14 protein-coding genes and 2 tRNA genes are annotated in these 20,212 nt (G+C 61.9%); 4 read left to right on the top strand and 12 right to left on the bottom strand.

Annotated features, from left to right (window positions below; genetic code table 11):
- Positions 1-52 precede the first annotated feature (52 nt).
- The 8 genes from leuS to uvrB form a co-directional block, all read right to left on the bottom strand.
- Positions 53-2,794, bottom strand: a complete 2,742-nt coding sequence (leuS, locus tag Lysil_RS05810) for a leucine--tRNA ligase (RefSeq protein ID WP_240600176.1) — start codon at positions 2,792-2,794, stop codon at positions 53-55.
- Between the two features lie 73 nt (positions 2,795-2,867).
- Positions 2,868-3,935: an alpha/beta hydrolase gene (locus Lysil_RS13615; protein ID WP_103074558.1), complete on the bottom strand. Its 1,068-nt coding sequence runs from the start codon at positions 3,933-3,935 to the stop codon at positions 2,868-2,870.
- Positions 3,932-5,173 (bottom strand): MFS transporter, encoded by a 1,242-nt coding sequence (locus Lysil_RS05800; protein ID WP_103074557.1) that lies wholly within the window; start codon positions 5,171-5,173, stop codon positions 3,932-3,934. Before Lysil_RS05800 ends, Lysil_RS13615 begins: the two co-directional genes overlap by 4 nt.
- A 28-nt stretch (positions 5,174-5,201) precedes the next feature.
- Entirely contained in the window at positions 5,202-7,730 is a 2,529-nt protein-coding gene (locus Lysil_RS05795; protein WP_103074556.1) for a TonB-dependent receptor, read from the bottom strand.
- Positions 7,727-10,810 carry a beta-phosphoglucomutase gene (gene pgmB, locus Lysil_RS05790; RefSeq protein ID WP_240600172.1) on the bottom strand — a complete coding sequence of 1,028 codons (3,084 nt, stop codon included), beginning with the start codon at positions 10,808-10,810 and terminating at the stop codon, positions 7,727-7,729. Before pgmB ends, Lysil_RS05795 begins: the two co-directional genes overlap by 4 nt.
- Before the next feature lie 270 nt (positions 10,811-11,080).
- Positions 11,081-12,040: a LacI family DNA-binding transcriptional regulator gene (locus tag Lysil_RS05785; protein ID WP_103074555.1), complete on the bottom strand. Its 960-nt coding sequence runs from the start codon at positions 12,038-12,040 to the stop codon at positions 11,081-11,083.
- A 182-nt stretch (positions 12,041-12,222) separates the two neighbouring features.
- Positions 12,223-12,297, bottom strand: a tRNA-Val gene (locus Lysil_RS05780).
- Between the two features lie 74 nt (positions 12,298-12,371).
- Positions 12,372-14,399, bottom strand: coding sequence for an excinuclease ABC subunit UvrB (uvrB, locus tag Lysil_RS05775; protein ID WP_103074554.1), 2,028 nt, complete (start codon positions 14,397-14,399; stop codon positions 12,372-12,374).
- A gap of 163 nt (positions 14,400-14,562) precedes the next feature.
- On the opposite strand from uvrB, the gene Lysil_RS05770 reads away from it, so the two are divergent.
- Together Lysil_RS05770 and Lysil_RS05765 are read left to right on the top strand one after the other, a co-directional pair.
- On the top strand, positions 14,563-15,102 hold the full coding sequence (locus Lysil_RS05770; protein WP_165782428.1) for a GspH/FimT family pseudopilin: 540 nt from the start codon (positions 14,563-14,565) through the stop codon (positions 15,100-15,102).
- Positions 15,103-15,138: 36 nt separating this feature from the next.
- Positions 15,139-15,215: transfer RNA gene (locus Lysil_RS05765), tRNA-Asn, on the top strand.
- An 88-nt stretch (positions 15,216-15,303) separates the two neighbouring features.
- Here the strand turns inward: Lysil_RS05765 and Lysil_RS05760 are convergent.
- The 3 genes from Lysil_RS05760 to Lysil_RS05750 all read right to left on the bottom strand — a co-directional run bounded on the left by Lysil_RS05760 (position 15,304) and on the right by Lysil_RS05750 (position 18,169).
- Positions 15,304-15,546 (bottom strand): SDR family oxidoreductase, encoded by a 243-nt coding sequence (locus Lysil_RS05760; RefSeq protein WP_103074552.1) that lies wholly within the window; start codon positions 15,544-15,546, stop codon positions 15,304-15,306.
- Positions 15,547-15,759: 213 nt separating this feature from the next.
- Positions 15,760-17,244 carry a serine hydrolase domain-containing protein gene (locus Lysil_RS05755; protein WP_103074551.1) on the bottom strand — a complete coding sequence of 495 codons (1,485 nt, stop codon included), beginning with the start codon at positions 17,242-17,244 and terminating at the stop codon, positions 15,760-15,762.
- A 238-nt stretch (positions 17,245-17,482) separates the two neighbouring features.
- Positions 17,483-18,169, bottom strand: coding sequence for an SDR family NAD(P)-dependent oxidoreductase (locus tag Lysil_RS05750; RefSeq protein WP_103074550.1), 687 nt, complete (start codon positions 18,167-18,169; stop codon positions 17,483-17,485).
- Positions 18,170-18,401: 232 nt separating this feature from the next.
- Here Lysil_RS05750 and Lysil_RS05745 point away from each other — a divergent pair, with 232 nt between their 5' ends.
- Positions 18,402-18,707, top strand: a complete 306-nt coding sequence (locus Lysil_RS05745) for a hypothetical protein (protein WP_103074549.1) — start codon at positions 18,402-18,404, stop codon at positions 18,705-18,707.
- Between the two features lie 21 nt (positions 18,708-18,728).
- On the opposite strand, the gene Lysil_RS05740 is transcribed toward Lysil_RS05745, so the two are convergent.
- Positions 18,729-19,199: a DUF6328 family protein gene (locus Lysil_RS05740; RefSeq protein WP_103074548.1), complete on the bottom strand. Its 471-nt coding sequence runs from the start codon at positions 19,197-19,199 to the stop codon at positions 18,729-18,731.
- Positions 19,200-19,314: 115 nt separating this feature from the next.
- Between Lysil_RS05740 and ku the strand changes: the two genes are divergently transcribed.
- Positions 19,315-20,208, top strand: a complete 894-nt coding sequence (gene ku / locus Lysil_RS05735; protein WP_103074547.1) for a non-homologous end joining protein Ku — start codon at positions 19,315-19,317, stop codon at positions 20,206-20,208.
- Positions 20,209-20,212 lie beyond the last annotated feature (4 nt).

Here is a 20,212-nt window from a genome sequence, read left to right as displayed (position 1 = left end):
TAGCGCCCATGGCTGAGGGCCGGCTGTCCGGCCCGTCGCGCGCGGGCGCCGATCAACCAACAACGATATTGACGATCTTCCCCGGCACCACGATCACCTTCCGCACCGTCTGGCCTTCGAGGAACTTCGCGGTGTTCGGTTCGGCCATCGCCGCGGCCTCGATCGCCTCGCGCGTGGCATCGACCGCCATCTCGATGGTGCCGCGCAACTTGCCGTTGATCTGCACCGCCAGCGTCACGCTGCTGCGCACCAGCGCGCCCAGGTCGACCTGCGGGAACGGCACGTCTTCCAGCACCGTTTCCGGATGGCCCAGTGCCTGCCACAGCGCGTGGCTGATGTGCGGCGTCACCGGGTTGAGCATCAGCACCAGCGCATCCAGCGCCTCGTGCCATACCGCGCGACCCTGCGGGCTGTTGTCGTCGTAGCGCGAAATCGCATTGAGCAATTCCATCAACGCGGCGATCGCGGTGTTGAAGCTGTGGCGGCGACCGTAGTCGTCACCAACCTTGGCGATGGTCTCGTGGACCTGGCGACGCAGCGTGCGCTGCGCGTCATTCAATTGCGCGACGTCGAGTTCGGGGTGATCCGGTCCTTCGATGTGGCGATGCACCTCGCGCCAGACGCGGCGCAGGAAGCGACTCATCCCTTCGACGCCGGCCTCGCTCCATTCCAGCGATTGCTCCGGCGGCGCCGCGAACATCGAGAACAGGCGCACGGTATCGGCGCCGTACTGTTCCACCAGCACCTGCGGATCGACGCCATTGTTCTTCGATTTCGACATCTTCTCGGTGCCGCCGATCGACACCGGCTTGCCATCGGCGATCGACTTCGCGCCGACGATGCGACCGCGCTCGTCGCGTTCGATCTCGACATCGGCCGGGTTGATCCAGTCCTTCGCGCCATTGGCGTTCTCGCGATAGAACGTTTCGGCGATCACCATGCCCTGGGTGAGCAGGCGCGTCACCGGCTCATCGCTTTTCACCATGCCGGCATCGCGCAGCAACTTGTGGAAGAAGCGGAAATACATCAGGTGGAGGATGGCGTGCTCGATGCCGCCGATGTACTGGTCGACCGGCAGCCAGTAGTTGGCGCGTTCGTCCACCATGTCGTGCGCGCCCGGCGAGGTGTAGCGCGCGTAGTACCAGCTCGACTCCATGAAGGTGTCGAAGGTGTCGGTCTCGCGCTCGGCGGCGCCACCGCACTGCGGGCAGGTGGTCTTGCGCCATTCCGGATCAGCCTTGATCGGCGAACCGGTGCCCATGAACTCCACGTCTTCCGGCAGCACCACCGGCAGTTGATCGTCCGGCACCGGCAGCGCGCCGCACTTGGCGCAATAGATCACCGGAATCGGGCAACCCCAGTAGCGCTGGCGCGACACGCCCCAATCGCGCAAACGGAAATTGACGCGACGGCTGCCACGACCATCGGCTTCGAACTGTTTCGCCAATGCTGCGAACGCGGCGTCGTAATCCATGCCGTTCAATTCACCGGAATTGATCAGCCAGCCACGCTCGGTCCACGCGCCATCGTCATTGATCGAACGCAGGTAATCGGACACCACCTGCACGGCGGCATCGTTGCCGTAGACATCCAATGCAACCTGCACGCCCAGTGCCGCCTGCATCACGTCGGAATGCTTCTGTTCGTGCGTGGAAATTTCCTCCAGCGCATCGCGCACCGGCAATGGCACCACCACCGGCTTGATCGGCAGGCCATAGGCCTTGGCGAACTCCCAGTCGCGCTGGTCGTGCGCCGGCACCGCCATCACCGCACCGGTGCCATAGCCCATCAGCACGAAATTGGCGACGTAGATCGGCAGGTCCTCGCCGGTGACCGGATGGACCGCCCACTGGCCGGTGGCCATGCCGCGTTTTTCCTGTGTTTCCAGCTCGGCTTCGGAAACACCGCCCTGCTTCAGGCCGGCGATGAATGTCGCCAGTTCCGGATTGTTCGCAGTTGCCTTCTTCGCCAACGGATGCTCGCCGGCGATGCTGATGAAAGTGACGCCCATCAAGGTATCGGGACGCGTGGTGAAGACGGTCAGCGGTTCGACTTCGCCATCGATGCGGAACTGGATTTCCAGGCCTTCGCTGCGACCGATCCAGTTGCGCTGCATGGTCTTGACCGAATCCGGCCAGCCCGGCAGTTCGTCCAGCCCGTCGAGCAATTGCTGCGCGTAATCAGTGATGCGCAGGAACCACTGCGGGATCTCGCGCTTCTCGACGACTGCGCCGGTGCGCCAGCCGCGGCCGTCGATCACTTGTTCGTTGGCGAGCACGGTCTGGTCGACCGGATCCCAGTTCACCACCGCGTTCTTGCGATAGGCGATGCCCTGCTTCATCAAGCGGGTGAACATGCGCTGCTCGTGCACGTAGTAGTCGGGACGGCAGGTGGCGAATTCGCGCGACCAGTCGATGGCGTAGCCCATGCTCTTGAGCTGGGTACGCATGTGGTCGATGTTGGCGTAAGTCCACTTCGCCGGCGCCGTCTTGTTCTTGATCGCGGCGTTTTCCGCCGGCAGGCCGAAGGCATCCCAGCCCATCGGCTGCAGCACGTTGAAGCCGGTCATGCGCTTGTGGCGGCTGATCACGTCGCCAATGGTGTAGTTGCGCACGTGGCCGACATGCAGCGCGCCCGACGGGTACGGCAGCATCGACAGGCAGTAGAACTTGGGCTTGTCGCTGGTCTCCCCGACTTCATACGCACGCCGCGCCTCCCAAAACCGCTGGGCGGCGGATTCGACCAGGATCGGGTCGTAATGGCTGGGTTCGGCGGGATGCTGTTGTTCGGTCACGACGGGAAGCTTGCGAGGGCGGTCTATCAGACTACCGCAGCGCAGCAGCGGCGTCATGCGCCATGGCTCAGGGTCAGCGTGACGCGCGGCCCAGATGACGTTCGAAGAATGTGGCGACAATTCGATAGGCCTCCTGTGATTCCGGCAGATCGGGATACACGAGGAAGGCATGCCACATGCCATCGAAGATCACCAGGTCGGCCTCGACACCCGCCGCTAGCAGGCGCCGATGCATGGTGGTGAGCGCACCGACCGAAAAATCCCGGCCGCCCGCCAGCAACAGTGTTGGTGGGAAGCGCGCCAGCAATCCGGGGACATTGCCTGGATAGGCCGCCGGATCGGCGACATGCGCGGCCAGCAGATACGGTGGTCGCATGTCGTCGCTGTCCGCCACCATCGGCGCGGCGCCAGCTGCCATCTGGCCCAATACCATTGAATCGCCGCCATACGGCAGGCCGGTGCCACAGAACGTGCCGATGGCGCCTGGCCGCGGCAACCCCGCCAGCAGGATCCGCGCCGTCGCCTGCGCGGTCAGCATGCCGCCAGACGAGCAGCCATAGATGCCGATGTTCTCTGGTCGATGGGTTTTCAGGAGTGCGCGATAGACCGCTTCGACATCCTCCGGCGCCGCCGGGTACGGATGCTCCGGCGCCAATCGGTAATCCACCGCCACCACGCGGATACCGGCGGTGACGGCAATCGGGATCGCTTCCACCAGTGCACCGCTACCGGAGCCCCACATGAAGGCCCCGCCGTGCAGGCTGATCAATACGCGCGCTGCATTGCGCCTGGAGATCCCCGCCGACGGATCAACCACCTGGACGGACACGCCGCCCAACATGGTGTCCTTCACCTGCGCCGAGTATCGACGCTGCACTTCACGCAGGCGTGCGTCGTTGTACGCCTGATAGAAGCGCCTGCGGTCGCTGATGTCGTTCGAATCGGGCCGTTTGCCCGCGCGCGCTTCCGCCAACTGTCGCGCGAACTGATCACGCGCCTGCGGGCTGGCATAGCTGCTGTAAGGCAGGGACGTGGCAGGCAGCTCGACGCGCGCGCCGCCAATCGTCGCGGCTTCCTGCGCCGATGCCGCACCAATCGCGCACAACATGAGCACGGCTGCGATCCGCCATCGTGCTTTCATGCGGCCACCGCCATGTCGTGTCTGACCGACCAGCGCCTCAACAACAGCACTGCCGGCAACAACACCGCCAGCGGTAGCAGCGACAGATAGAACGCCGTCTGACCACCGAACCCGGCGAACACGTGCCCGGTGATCAACGAGCCGGCACTTCCGCCCAACGCCGAGAACACCACGATCAAGCCGGTCATCGACGCATGTCGCGTCTTCGGCAATGCGCTCAATACCGCAGAGTTGATGGCAGGATAAATCGGTGCCATGAACAAACCGATCAGTGGGAACAGGAAGGCAACCGGCGGAGCATGCCACCAACCATCGGTCGATGGTGGCTGCGCATTCGTCGCCATCGGCAGGACCAGCAGGATGATGGCGGCCGTGGCCAACAGGCAGCCCACCAGCAGCCAATGCCAGGGGATGCGCCGCAGCAACACGCTTGCACCAAGCCGACCCAGCGCCGTGCAGGCCGCGAACAGGCTGCCCAACTGCACGCTGGTGACCATGGACAGATGCAGGACATCGGCGTTGAAGGTGGGCAGCCAGGTGTTGATGCCCTGCTCGAGCAGCACGTACAGGAAGGCCGATACCAGGAACACGATCACCAACGGCAAAGCGAGCAACTGGATCATGTCCAGATACGAACGGGCGAAACCGTGCCCTTCGCTCGCTGCGCCCTCATCGATGCGCGACACGGTCAGAACTGCAATGATCACGATGCAGGCAAGTGTCAGCCACCAATAGATGTTCAGCCACACCGGATCGCCTGGCGACTGCTGGCGACCGATGAACACGCTGAACAACCAGGGCCCGAGCAGGACCCCGACCATGAAGCAACCTTCGATGAAACTCGTCAGGCTTGCGTGGCTGCGCTTGTCCGCGGTCAGCAGGCCGATGGTGGAATACACCGAGACCTTGACCACCGCGAAGGCCACGCCAACCACGACCAACATCGCCTTGATCATCCAGAACGCGTTGATCAATGGCATCGCCGCACAGGCCATCGCGGTCGCCGCCAATCCGAACATCATTCCGCGCCGGTAGCCGATTCGCGGCAACCACGACGCCACCAGGAAGGCCACCAGCGCGATCGGCAGATCCTTGAACGCATCGAGGACACTGGTCGCTTCCTTGCTGGCACCGTAGGCTTTCTGACTGACCAGGATCAGCGTGCCGACACTGTTCAGCAGCACCGCAAACACCATGTACGTCAGGACCATCGACAGGACCATGCGGGTTCGATTCATGGCGTCGCGCTCGTGACGGATTGGTGCTTCACCACCGGTACTTGGCCTGGAGGTTGATCTCGCGGCCTTCCATCGGACGTGCCAGCAACACGCCACCAGCGCCAGCCGCGGCGCCGAAGATGCGTGAATTGCTCTCGGTCAGGCCCAGTTGGTTGGTGACGTTGGTGCCGCGCAAGGCGAACGACCAATGGTTGCCAACGTTCGAGGTCACCCCGAAATCCCAACTCCGGTACGTCCCCAGTTGCTGCAGGCCCGACTGGTCCTGGGTGCGGTTGCCGACATAGCTGTAAACCACGTACGGCATGATGTCGCCCCACGGGAATTCGAAGCGGTAGCTGGGCGTGAACATCGCGCGGAACTTCGGCTGGCGCTGCAACTGCACGCCATCGATCGGCGCGCAGGCGGCATTGCCGTTGACGTCGGTGTACTTGATGCAGGCATCGTAGTTCGTGTATTTGCCATCCATGTAGTTGGCCACCAATTGCAGTCGCAGGTTCTTCACGGGGGTCAGCGCGCCGATGAAGTTCACGCCCTTCGAATCGGAACCATAGACCTGCGGGCTGCCAGTCGGCACGCCCAGATTGGTGGTCGGCTGGTACTGCAGGCCGCTGAACACGCGACGATACGCACTGATGTCGGCGTACAGCATCGAGGACTGGTATTTGAAGCCGACCTCGTAATTGCGAATCTTCTGCAGGGGAAGCTTGCCGTCGCCGCTGCGCAGGCCACTGTCGAAATCCGGGAAATGGCCGCCGGTGTTGACCCGGCCATACGCCGACATGTGATTGGTGAAGGTGTAATTCGCACCGACGGTGAAGGCAGGATGCGTCTTGTTGTAGTGGACGGTATGCCACGTCCCGTTGCACACCGGCACGGCATTGTCGTACAGCGTGTTCGGATTGCCGTCGAGGTTGCGGTTGCTCAGGTTGCAGATATTGTTGGTCGCATTCTCGTTCTCCACGCGCCCGGACGCATCCAGCAACCACTTGCCGATGCGCCACGTATCGGAAAGGTACACGGCCTCGTTGGTTGCACTGCCGTGCTCGGCGATATGGAAGCCGCCGAAGTCGGCGAAGCCCTGATTGTCGGTGCGGTAATAGGTCTGGCCACCATTGACGTAGGTGACCGTGATTGGCCTGGCGTTGGGCTCGTTGGTCATCAGCATCTGATTGCCCTGCGACCACTTGTCGTCCATGGTGTAGTGCGCGAAATACAGGCCCGCGGTGAGCGTATTGCCTTCGAACAATTGCTTGCTCAGGCGGAACTCGTTGCTGAAACTCTTCAACTGTTTGTTGATGTACCACCAGCCCTGCTGGATCACGCTCTGGCCCAGTGGCACCGCGCCGCCGCCGACATAGGTGGCAGTGGCCGAGCCCGCAGGAAGCCTGAAGCCGCCCGGCGTGGTGGTGGCATACAGCATGTTCTGCAACGTCGCCGGATTGTTGCCCGAGAACAGCGCGCTGTTTGGGAGATTCATGTCAGTCCCGAGAAACTTGTCGCTGATCGAACAGCCGTTGCCAAGTTCGTAATCGAAGTTGCCGCCAAAAGTGAACACCTTGCCGCCGCGACCATCGGCCAGGTCGGCGTGGGTGCCGCCACCGGGATAGCTGGGCAGCCACACGTGCTCGATCGCCTTGCTGTAATAGGTGCCCGTGAGCGGATCAAAGCCCGGGTACGCACTGAAGCTGTCACGGCCCTGCTGGATCAACGGAATCGGGGTGATGAACTGGTTCTTGTCGTTGAGGTAGCGCGCATACAGGGTCAGGTTGCCCTTGTCGAAGTCACGCGCGAGGGTGGCAGTGAACTGGCCGCCCTTGTCGGCCTTGAACTGCGGATCGCGCACGCCGTCGGAACTGCGCCAGAAGCCGCCAACGCTGCCGTACCAGCCATCGGCGATCTTGAATCCACTGAACACGTCCAGCCGCACCAGGCCTTCGTCACCGTAGGTCAAACCGATGCTGCCACTGGGCGTGTCGGTGCCGGTCTTGAGCATGAAATTGGCTGTCGCGCCCATCTGGCCGTCGGCGAACACCACCCCGGGGCCGCCTTGCAGGATTTCCACCGACTTGATGGTGTCGTCAAGGCGAAAGATCGAAGTCGACCCGTAGAACGACAAGGTGGACACGCCATACAGTGGCGAACCCATCAACAGGGTCGAGAAATACGGCGCGCCGCTGCCGCTGGGGAAACCGGCGAGGCCGACGTTGGCGCCGGTCTGGCCGCCCGTGGTTTCGGGCCACACACCGGGCGAGATCTTCAGCAGGTCAGCCATGCTCTTCGGGTTGGCCATCTTGATCTGCTCGGCATTGGCGCGAACGATGCTGTAACTGGCTTCCAGCTTCTTCACACCGCCGGCCGCGCTGCCCGATACCACCACCGTGTCCAGCGTGACGGGATCCTGCTGTGATTCCTGTGCAGGTTTCTGCGCCTTCGTTGCTTCCTGCGCCGGTTTCTCAGTCGCCGGCACGTCCTGTGCGGACGCGAGCGTCGGCGCCAATGCTGCGGCGATCGCCAACGACAACACGCAATGCATCACTCTGGGTTGATGATGTTTCATGGTGCTCTCTCCAATTTCGGTTTTTGAACGATCGGTGATCGGGACGATGAATCGATGCAGCAGTGCGCGGGCCGCACGAATCGCGACACCTCGAAATCCGCGATGGCCGGCAATACCGCGTCGGCCTCGTGCAGGGCGTGGGCGTCGCCGATGCCGATGGCCGCCATGCCGGCGGCATGGATCGCGGTGATGCCGGCGGCGGCATCCTCCACGCCGATGCAAAGGGATGGCGGCACGCCCAGGGCGGCGGCCACCGTGATGAAAATCTCCGGATCGGGTTTGGCCCGGGCGATGCGCGAGGCATCGGCGACGTAGTCGAACTCGCCGGCGATGCCCAGCCGTTCCAGCAACCGCAACGCATTGCGGCTGGCCGAAGCGAGGCCAGTCTTCACTCCGGCGGCGCGCAACGCGGCAAGCAGTTCCTTCACACCCGCGAACAGATCCTGCGGGCCAAAGCGCTCGATCATCTGCACGTAGTCGCTGTTCTTGCGTTCGGCCAATGCGCGCTTCTCGTCCTGCGAATACGCGCGCGACGCGCGTTCGAGAATGATGTCGAGCGACGCCATCCGGTCCACGCCCTTCAGGGACTCGTTGAACTGCAAGTCGAAGGGCACGCCAATGTCGTCGGCCAGTCGCTTCCACGCTTGGTAATGGGTATGGGCGGTGTCGGTGAGCACACCATCGAGATCGAAGATCACCGCCGCGCAGGGACGGGGAAACACCGCCTTGGCCACCGTTTCCGGGATCGCCAGCGGCCGCACGATCGCTTCGCCCACGGCGAGCCGCAACCGCTCGCCGGCGTGTGAAACCACCAGGGGTTCGCCTTCGGTCACGCGATAACGCACGCCATCCGCGGCCACATCCACTCGCAACACACTGCCGCGCCAGCGCAGGTTCACGCCATACCCCTGCCAGGCCGGGGGCAGCGTAGGAGCAAACGCCAGCCCGCCGTCATGCACGCGCAGTCCGGCAAATCCCTGGGCGATGCCCAGCCAGCTTCCGGCGAGTGCCGCCATGTGCACGCCGTGGCCGGTGTTGCCATGCAAGTCATCCAGGTCTACGCGCACGCTGGCGGCGAAATAGCGCCAAGCCTTTTCGGCGTGTCCCACTTCGCTGGCGAGGATGCCGAACACCGGTGCCGACAGCGTGGAATCGTGGGTGGTGACGGCTTCGTAGTAATCGAAGGTGCGGCGCTTGCGCGGTGCGTCGATGCCATCCCCGGCCAGCACCAGCGCCATCACCGCATCGGCCTGCTTGCAGACCTGGTAGCGATACAAGGTCAGCGGGTGGTAGTCGAGCAGTAACGGACGCTGCTCGCCCGTCTGCGCAGGAAAGGGCCAGCGCGGCTTGTCGAGGAACTCGTCGTCCTGCGCGTAGATGCCGAAGTCGTCGTCGTACGGCAGATACATCGCGTCCGCGGCGCGTTGCCACAGTGCCACTTCCTGTTCGTCCAACTGCAGTCGCTGTGACAACGTCGCAAGCACTTGCGGTCGTTCCCGCGCCAGCCGTTGCCACGCCGCGGCGGCGCACCGCAGGTGCTGCTGCGCCATGCGATTGGTGTAGAAATTGTTGTTGACCAGCGTGGTGTATTCGTCGGGGCCGGTGACTTCGTGGATGCAGAACACCCCGCCCTTGCGCGGATTGAAATGGCCGATCTGCGGCCAGATGCGCGCGGTCTCGAAGAGCATTTCCGCACCGGCTTCGCACAGGAAATCGAGGTCGTCGCAGGCGTCCATGTACAGGCCCACGGCGTGGGCCACCGCTGCATTGATGTGATATGCAGCCGAGCCACTGGGGTAATGCGCCGAGCATTCGCCGCCATCAATGGTGCGCCACGGATACAGCGCGCCGATCGGATGGTTCATCTCGCGCGCATGCGCACGCGCCGCGTCCAGCGTGCGATGGCGGAAACACAGCATCGCCCGCGCCACTTCCGGCGCGGTGAACACCATCACCGGCAACACGAACACTTCGGTGTCCCAGAAACAATGGCCTTCGTAGCCTTCGCCGGTCAGGCCCTTGGCTGCGGTGCCGTTGACACCATCGCGCCCGGCCGATTGCAGCAGATGGAACAAATTGAAACGCAGCGCCTGTTCGGCCTTGGCGTCGCCCTGCACCGATACGTCGGCGCGCCGCCAGAATGCTTCCAGCATTTCCGCCTGCCGCGCTGCCAACGCATCGAATCCCGACTTCACTGCGTCCGCAAGCGCCACGGCCAGACTTTCGTGGCGTGAAGCGGCATCGCCCTCCCAGGCATAGGCGACGAATTTCTCCAGCACCACCCGTTGCCCCGGCCGCAGTTCGGCGCGAAAACGCTGCTCGACCCTTGCGCCTTCCGCATGCGCGCCATCAGGCACCAGCCCACCTTCTTCGCAACGATGACGCTGGCCGCACAAGACTTCGAAACCACGATGCGGTGCGCGTTGCGCGATCCACGCTTCCAATCCATCGATGCCACTGTCGCTGGCGACAAGGCCATGACCGCCAGCGACGCCGATACGCGGATCATCGCCCTGCTCTGCCGCCAGGCGGTCGCTCTCCAGCGACGACGCGAGCACGATCGGGCCCGCGTAGTTGATCGACAGCACGCTGAAGCGGATCGCCAGCAACGCCTGTTGATCGAACGGAACAACGCGCTCGGCACGGATCTCGATGCAGTGGCCGCTGGTCGTCTGCAAGCGCAGGCGACGGTGCAGGCACCCGCGGCGCAAATCGAGGGCACGTTCGAATTCCAGCCACCGCGCCGAGTCGATATCCAGCAGCTCCTTACCTAGCCAGATGCGGATGCGTTTGCCTTCGGCGACCGGCACCCGGGTATCGGTGCTGCGCGCGAAACCGGGCAGCCGCTCGTGGTAGTGGATGGGGTTCTGTTCGAAGGCGGCGGCGAGGAAGCTGCCATCCGTCGGGCTGTCGGCTTCCTCGAAGCCGCCGCGCACACCCAACGCGCCATTGGCGAGGGCGAACAAGGTTTCATCGCGCGCCGCGGATGCACGGTCGCAATGCGTTTGCACCAGGCACCACGCGCCGTCCAATCCGGCATCGCCGGACTCCGGGCGGACCTCACCCAACGCCTCGTTCATTGCTGCTTCCCCAACTTGCATCCGTCCCGGTTTGCGCATGTCAGCGCAGTGCGGACGGACGCTAGAAAGCATTGTTATCGATGTCAAGTTATCGATAACATTTCCGTTCCGGGGCTTCCGCAGCGCCACTGGAATTACCGGAATCCCACTGATCCAACCCAATAATCCCGATCAAAAACAGAGAGTTGGATCGATCTTCGATGTTCGCAGCCCGTCGCCGGCGATCAGCTCGCGACACGCGCCTCACCGCATCGCAACAAGTCTTTGCGCTCAGGTGGCACGCACGACCAGGTGGGTGTGCAGGGTTTCCGAGCCAGCGGGCTCGCCCTCGATCAGCGCCCGCACCTTGCGCGCCAGCAGCACGCCGGCATCGACGAAATTCTGGTGGACCGAACTGAGGGGCGGCACGTAGGTGGCACCTAGTGGCGTGTCGTCATAGCCGATCACCGACACATCTTCCGGCACCCGCCGGCCTCGCTCGATCAGGGCACGGATCGCGCCGATGGCGAGCAGGTCACTGACGGCGAACAGGGCGTCTACCTGGGGATGCTGGTCAAGCAAGGCGTGCACGGCCTTGGCCCCGGCATTGACGGTAAAGGCCGATACGACCGGTGCCTGCGGCACGATCCCGTACTTCGACAGGCTGGCGACGAAGCCATCGAAACGTTCGGCGAATTCGCCGTGCGCGCGGTCGCCGAGGAATGCCGGACGACTGCGGCCCAGCGCGATGAAACGTTCGGCGGCAAGGGCACCGCCACCGCGGTTGTCGCTGCCCACCACCACCTGCGATTCATGGCGACTGACCGCACCCCACACCACCATCGGCTTGCCCCAGCGCCCGACTTCGTGCATCGCATCTTCATGCGCGCCCTGGCCGAGCAGGATCACGCCGTCGGCAGCCTGCGTATTCGGCAGCGCGCCGCCCTGCAGCGACGTCAGCAACACGCTGTAGCCGCTGGACGTCAGTTCCTGGGTGATGCCGCCGAGCAATTCGAGCGGGTACGGCCCGGACATCTGCCGCTCCAGGCTCGGCTTCATTTCCACCACCACCGCAACCGTCATGCTGCGACGCAAGCGCAAATTGCGCGCGCTGACGTTGAAGGCATAACCGTACTGTTCCGCCACCTGTCGCACGCGCGCGCGCGTCTCGGCATTGACCAGCGGGCTGTCGCGGAGTGCGCGCGAGACGGTGATTGCGGACACACCCGCCACCTTCGCCAGGTCCGCCATCGTCAGATGGTCACCGGGCACGGGCAATGGCGTCTGGACATGTCCGGATCGGGACTTGGATTTGGCGGGAGCCATGTCGGTCACTTTCGCACGAAAACGAAAAAACCGCCCCGGTCGGGACGGTTTTCACTACGCAACGCCGGCCAGTGGCCCGATCCAAAATCAACCATAACCTGTTGATTTGGTGGGCGGTACAGGGTTCGAACCTGTGACCCCTACCATGTCAAGGTAGTGCTCTACCGCTGAGCTAACCGCCCGGTTTGGGCGTTGCGAGCCGCTCAGTTTAAAGGTCCGGGCGGATTTTCTCAACTTCCGGCTGTCAACCGCTGGCTCAACCGGCCAGCTCCGCATTGCGCAGCCGACGGATCTGATCGCGCAGATGGCCGGCCTCCTCGAATTCGAGGTCGCGGGCGTGCTGGTACATGCGCTGTTCCAGCTCGGCCACGCGCTTGTCGATCTGGGCCGGCGTCATCGCCGCATAGTCCTCGCGCTCCTCGGCGACCCGACGCTGCGCGGCCTTGCCGCGTCCGCGCCGTCCCGGCACCTCGTCGCGCGCGCCTTCCATCACGTCGAGCACCGCCGTCGTCACCGACTTCGGGGTGATGCCGTGTTCCAGGTTGTACTCGACCTGCTTGGCGCGGCGGCGGTCGGTTTCGTCGATTGCCCGCTGCATCGAATTGGTGATGCGATCGGCATAGAGGATGGCTTTGCCGCGCAGATTGCGCGCCGCGCGGCCGATGGTCTGGATCAGTGAATTGGTCGAACGCAGGAAGCCTTCCTTGTCGGCATCGAGGATCGCCACCAGCGAGACTTCCGGCATGTCGAGGCCCTCGCGCAGCAGGTTGATGCCGACCAGCACGTCGAACGCGCCGAGGCGCAGGTCACGGATGATCTCCACGCGTTCGACGGTCTCGATGTCGGAATGCAGGTAGCGCACGCGCACGCCGTGTTCGCTGAGATATTCGGTGAGGTTCTCCGACATGCGCTTGGTCAGCGTCGTCACCAGCACGCGATCGCCCATCGCGACGCGTTCGTGGATTTGCGACAGCAGATCGTCCACCTGCGTCGCCACCGGACGGATCTCCACTTCGGGATCGATCAGTCCGGTCGGGCGCACTACCAGTTCGACCACGTTGTCGCCCGAGTGTTCCTTTTCATACGCACCTGGCGTCGCCGAAACGTAGATCGCACGCGGCGCGCGTTCTTCCCACTCCTCGAAACGCAGCGGACGATTGTCGAGCGCCGACGGCAAGCGGAAACCGAATTCCACCAGCGTTTCCTTGCGCGAACGATCGCCCTTGTACATCGCCCCGATCTGCGGAATCGTCACATGCGACTCGTCCACCACCAGCAAGGCATCGGCCGGCAGGTAATCGAACAATGTCGGCGGCGGTTCACCCGGCGCGCGCCCGGTCAGATGGCGCGAATAGTTCTCGATGCCATTGCAGTAGCCGACTTCGGCCATCATTTCCAGATCAAACTGCGTGCGCTGCTGCAACCGCTGCGCTTCCACCAGGCGATTTTCCGCATGGAGCAACTTCAGGTGATCGGACAGCTCGAGCTTGATGGTATCGACCGCACGCAAGGTCGATTCGCGCGTGCTGGCGTAATGCGTCTTCGGGTATACGGTGTAACGCGGGATCTTGCGGCGGACCTCGCCGGTCAGCGGATCGAACAGCGACAGCGCCTCGATCTCGTCGTCGAACAGTTCGATGCGCAAGGCCTCGTCGTCGCTTTCCGCCGGGTGCACGTCGATCACCTCGCCGCGCACGCGATAGGTGCCACGGCGCAATTCGACATCGTTGCGGGTGTACTGCAATTCGGTGAGATGACGGATCAGGTCGCGCTGGCCGATGCGTTCGCCGGTGGCGAGGATGAGTCGCAACTTGAGGTAATCCTCGGGATCGCCGAGACCGTAGATCGCCGACACCGTGGCGACTATCAGCGCATCGCGCCGCGACAACAACGCCTTGGTCGCCGACAAGCGCATCTGTTCGATGTGTTCGTTGAGTGAACTGTCCTTCTCGATATAGGTATCGGAAGACGGCACGTATGCTTCCGGCTGGTAGTAGTCGTAATAACTGACGAAATACTCGACCGAGTTGTGCGGGAAGAACGACTTGAACTCGCCATACAGCTGCGCCGCCAATGTCTTGTTCGGCGCCATCACCAGCGTCGGCCGCTGGATCTGCTGGACCACATTGGCGATGGTGTAGGTCTTGCCCGACCCGGTCACGCCGAGCAGCGTCTGCCGCGCGAGTCCGTCCTCGAACCCGGCGACCAGGCGCGCGATCGCCTGCGGCTGGTCACCTGCGGGCTGGTAGGGCGAAACAAGCTTGAAACCGGCGTCTTCGGACATGGATTCGAAATATGGTCGCGGGCGGGCGGAATCAACCAGTCTAGGCGCGTCGCGCCACCGACGTCGTGACAGGGAAAAGCCTGACACGGAGACGGGTCAGGAACTGGCAGCAGTGGCGCCCGCGGTCGTCGAGGCTATATCGACACCACACGGGAGCACGCGGATGCGCACTGCACAGGCGGGATTCACCCTGATCGAACTGATGGCGAGCGTTGCGGTCCTTGCCATCCTCGTCGCCATTGGCGCCCCCAACCTCGGGCGCATGGCGAAGGCACATCGCGCCAATGCTGCATTGAATGCGCTCACCGCCGATCTCGCCCTCGCCCGCATCACCGCGATCGCGCGCGGCAAGGCCGTCACCGCCTGCCCCAGCCGCGACGCCGCCACCTGCATGGACGGCAGCGACTGGACGGAAGGCTGGCTGGTCTTCGTCGATGATGACCGCGACCGTCGTCTCGGCCCCGGCGAACAGCTGTTGAGCAGCCAGCAGGCGCTGCGCACGACGAGCCTGCAGCTGCGTTCCACGGATGGTCGCGGCACCGTGCGTTACCTGCCCTCGGGCTTCAGTTTCGGCAGCAATGCCACCATCAGCGCCTGTCTCGATGGCCGCCTGCATGCCGCCCTGATCGTCAACAACGCCGGCCGCGTGCGGGTGGAACGGGCGAGCGGACCGCCGCGGTCTTGCGACGCCCTCCAGGGTTGACCCTGCCTGCCCCGACATTTATCCTAGTCGGCTCACGCCCGAATAGCTCAGCCGGTTAGAGCACTTGACTGTTAATCAGGGGGTCGTTGGTTCGAGTCCAACTTCGGGCGCCATATGATTCAAACACTTAGGGTCGCGAAAGCGGCCCTTTTTGCTGCCTTCGGGAAATTGCCGGGAACATTCGAAATCTCGTCGCGGCATTCAAGCGTCAATGCGGGCGCCTCCATTGACGTGAATCACCTGACCGGTGATGAAGCTCGCATCATGGCTCGCTAGAAAGACATAGGCGGGAGCGACTTCGCTGGGCTGCCCGGGGCGCCCCATCAGTGTGTCCGATCCGAATTCGGCAACCTGCCTTGCATCAAAACTGGCGGGAATGAGCGGCGTCCAGATGGGACCCGGAGCGACTGCATTCACTCGAATTCCGCGTTCGGAAAGTGCCATGGCGAGTGAAATGCGTGCGCCGACCGGAACGCATCGCGGTACCGATGGCGCTTGATCAGGGGGCCGTTCCGCCCTGATCACTAGACCGGCGGTGATCGCGTGTGCCCATGACGATCAGTTAGGTCGATCATGATCACCGTGGCGAACGGGGAGGGGCTGAGGAGCAACGTTTGGGACGTGTCTGCGCTCTGGTGGTCGTCGACCGGACGATCTTCAGCGCGGATATACAAGGAACTGATCCAACTTGCCGTCAGGCGTGAAATAGGTTGAAACCCCTACAGTCTTATCTGCGCTCTTGATGCGGAAGAAACGGTAGGCCAGCCCACCTCGATGGTCAGAGCGCGCCTCCACAATGTTCACTATATCGCCCATGGGCTTGAGCGATGCGGCGAAGTCGGCGATGACTTGTTCGCTGAAATAGGCGCTCAACCCGTCGCTCATCATGCTGCGGTCGGGATGCCCGTCCTGCAACTGGGCGAACAGAGCGCGAACCTTGTTCAGCGCAAGTGGCGCGGCCGGGTCGACCGACGGAGCAAACAACAGTGCCTCGACCTCCCCTGTAACCTTCTCGCTGGTAGCGCCGGTTCCGTTGGTGAGCACAACAATGGCCGTGTCATCATTTGGGAAAACGGTGTTTTGCGAGCGAAAACCAGATGCTTCGCCGCCGTGGTCCCAACGCAAGCGTCCTTCGGGCGTCGTGCGCACAAACAGGCCGAGACCGTAATTCGTGCCGGTGCCACCAGACAACAGATTCTCCTTCGAAATTTCCTGACGGGACGCCTTGCTAAGGATGACATCGTGCAGAAGTGCGATATCCCACCGCGCCAGATCGCTCGCCGTCATCGCCAGATTACCGGCCGCCCATATCCAATACCTGCCTTCTGGGCGAGCCGGGTGCGGCGGCCCCAGCGCGGCCACCTCATAGCCTTGTGGATCGCATGCGTCCCAGGCCGTCGCACTGGTATCCACCACGGATCGCATGTCCAGCTTGTCGGTAATGTGGGTGCGGATGAAAGCATCGAGCGACATTCCGCTGGCTTTCTCGATAATGCGACCAGCAATGGCGTAGCCGGTGTTGCTGTATTCCCATCTCGAACCCGGCTCGAAGCTAAGCGGCCGCTTGCCCCAGTTGGCGAGAATTGCATCAACCGTCGTCGGCTTCGCCATAAATGGCGCCACATAATCGAGCGGATAGTAATCAGGATAGCCAGCCGTGTGCGCAAGTAGTTGCCGCACGGTAACGTCGCCGGCCCTGGTAAGGTCCGGTAGGAAGCGAGCCACTTTGTCATCAAGCGATACCTTGCCATCCTGTACCAGGAGCAGCATCGCTGCTGCCACGAACTGCTTGGTGTTCGAGCCAATCTTGTAGCGCATCCGCGTGGTGGCCTTGAGCCCCTGATCGATGCGTGCAACACCGTAAGCTTGTGCATAGGCCAGCTTGCCGTCTTTGACGATTGCAATCGACACGCTCGGCACCGATTTATCTTCTAACGCCTTCGCGACGATGGCATCGATAGAACGCACGGTATCGGGTGCAAGTTGCGCTGAGGCACAGACGGGAAGCACGGCGGTAAATGCAAGGAGGTAGCGAATGACGATGGGGGGAATTCGCACGTTTTCGTTCCAATCAACTTGAATTTGGCAGATGGGGCCTGCCGGCTCTGTTCGAGCTCGGGATTTCGATATGCCCTCGCCCATGCGTTAAGCCGGGCCGTTGAACACTTCATGCTTTTCGGTACAACAGTAATGAGCATCCGCGAAAGTCAACGCGCAGCCGATGCATTCCCCGTAAGCGGCGAGGCGCCGCGGATCAATAATGGTGTATTGCTCTACTAACACACATGTGCCGGAAGACACAGTCAGCATTCTTGAGCCCGAGTCGGTTTAGGCTGACCGCCGTTCATGATCAGCGGTCGCCTTGTCGAGTCGGCGATCATCAATGGCAGGTGTTGCTAACGCCAGCGACCTCTGTCGGTTCGGTCCTCACTATCAGCTTCATCGGTGCGCGCAGTGAAAACGTCAAGCTCAGAATCGCACCCTTGGTCGCCGAATAGTCCAGCAACGTGTCATGACCGCGCACTGCCACGATCGATGCCGTGTTCAAGATGCTGGACCCACGCTTCATGTAAGGAAGCGCAGCTTCTATCAAGTTGAAGTAGGAAAAGACGTTCGTCTGGAAGGTTTTGAGAATCCGTTTTGGAGAAAGGTCTTCAGGCTCTTCGGAGACATGCTGTTCCCCATGATTGTTGACGAGGATGTCCAGTCTTCCGAACTCGCCAACAATGCTTTTGACAGCGGATTCGCATTGCTCGGGCCTGCGCAGGTCGCCCCGCAGCAGAAGGCAACGGCGTCCCACGGCTTTGACCAACTCGGCCGTCTTGTTTGCGTCCGCATCTTCGCAGAGATAGGCGATTGCCACATCCGCGCCTTCATGCGCGAAGTGCACCGCGACTGCACGCCCGATTCCGCTATCTCCTCCGGTAACGAGCGCGGCGCGGCCAGTCAATTTCCCCGACCCGACATAATCAGCCCGGATCGTTTCGGGCTCAGGCGTCATCACCGCCTGTTTGCCGGGTTGTTCACTTTGTGTTTGCGGTGGATTGACTGGGTGTTTTTCGTGCATTTGCGACTACTCCCTCATGGAGCATCGCGCTTCTTCGATATATGCAATGTGAAGCCAATGCATGAGTGTCCGCATTCATGAAATCCTCATCAATCGCCCTTGAGTTTGAATTGGAAAAATGCCGAAATCACGCAATATTAAGAATATTTTAAACAAATATTTCGAGTATCTGGATTAGAAAATAGATCCCGGAACTGGAGTTGCATTCATAAAAATTCAGGAGAGAAACCTTATGTCCAGTGCTGCGTTGTTTGGCGTATATGCGCCCTTGAGTTCCTCCAATTTGATGCTCATCATCCCGCTCTATCTCCGTCCTTCGGTCAGCATAGAACGCGAGTACGGGCAATTTAAATACCTCGGCGTCATCCAATCTGATCCCCGTGAAATTCGATCCTGGGGACAAGCTGGATCACTGGCAAGAGACATCCCCATGGAACTTTTGGTGACCGATGAAGAAGTCATCCAATCCATCGGCTCGAAAATCGACAGCCATGCCAGTCCTCAAGAGGTCCTGCTCGGTATCGTCAGCACCCATTGATTTGCATGATTTGCAGTGACATCAGCGAAATCTCCTGCGTCTCCGGTAGGGTATTGCCCACCAGAACGTCAGGAACATGGCTGCAAGCCCGATCGCAGCCATCAGGGACAATGCGGATCGTTTCAGCAGGACATTCGTGACCAGATAGGTTTCGAACAAGATCGCCAGCGCCAGTGGCACCATCGCTGCGAGTATCAACTTGCTGCAAGTCATGAGATAGCGTTCGGTGAGGGCTTGCGGTTCCGAAAGCCGGTGCAGTGCCGCGGGCGTCATGACCAATACGATTGCAATGACAATCATGAAAATTGCGATCAGATGCAAGCACTTCCCGGACGAATCCATCGCTTGGTTGAAACGCTCACTGAATATCGCAATCAGCTGGAACCCGAACAATGCCTGGATTCCCGGCAGCACCATTCGGCATTCTTCCAGCATGTATTCCACCGCTTTGTCCAGCGGCAGATGGATCACGCCTTCGCGACTCGCAGTCATGGCTGAATTGTCAGTGCCGGCGCGTTATGAAAATGCATTGCCGCCGCCCAGACATCTTGCTCACGCATGGCGGGGTTAGATACTGGATTCGCGGTTTCACGTCGAGGTCTGCGTCATGCCACGTCCCATCTGGAACGGAACACTCTCATTCGGGCTGCTCAACATCCCGGTTTCGCTGATGCCGGGAGAGCGCCGCACGGATCTCAGCTTCCGGATGCTGGATGCACGCAACAAGGCGCCCATCCGTTACGAGCGCATCAATTCGGAGACGGGCGAAGAAGTGCCATGGAAGGATATCGTCAAGGCATTCGAATACGACAAGGGGAGCTATGTGGTTCTGGAGAATTCCGACATCAAATCGGCGGCCCCGGAAAGCCATGACGCGATTGAAGTGGAAAGTTTCGTCGATGCCGAAGCGATCGGGCCGCAATTTTTCGAGAAGCCCTACGTGCTCGTTCCGACCCGGAAATCCGAAAAGGGCTACGTGCTGCTGCGCGAAACATTGCAGCGCACCGGCAAGATCGGGATTGCGCGCGTGGTGATCCGCACGCGCGAGAGCCTGTGCGCGATCATGCCGCAAGGCGATGCATTGCTGCTGATCATGATGCGCTATCCCCAGGAGCTGATCGATGCCGACGACTATGCCATTCCATCCGGGAAGTCGTCGGAATACCGCATCAGCGCCAGGGAATTGGAGATGGCCGGGCAATTGATCACGTCGATGGAGAGCAAATGGAGCCCCGGCGACTACAAGGACGAATTCCGCGCGCGATTGCACAAGGTCATCGAGAAGCGCATCAAGGCCAAGGGTGGCGTGGTTCCCAAGGCGGACGAAGCGCCGGAGGCCGCGGAAGGCGCAGCGACGAATGTCGTCGACTTCATGTCGCTGCTGCAGAAGAGCATCGATGCAAAAAAACGCACGCCTGCCGGATCCGCAAAAAAGAAGGTGCCACGCAAGGTGGCCAAGACAACCCGGGCGCGAAAGACCAGTCGGTCGCGTTCGGCATGAGCCA

The organism is Solilutibacter silvestris (assembly GCF_002895945.1).
Lineage (GTDB): Bacteria > Pseudomonadota > Gammaproteobacteria > Xanthomonadales > Xanthomonadaceae > Solilutibacter > Solilutibacter silvestris.
Note: the sequence above shows the minus strand (reverse complement) of the source record. Positions and strands in the feature narration are given on the sequence as shown.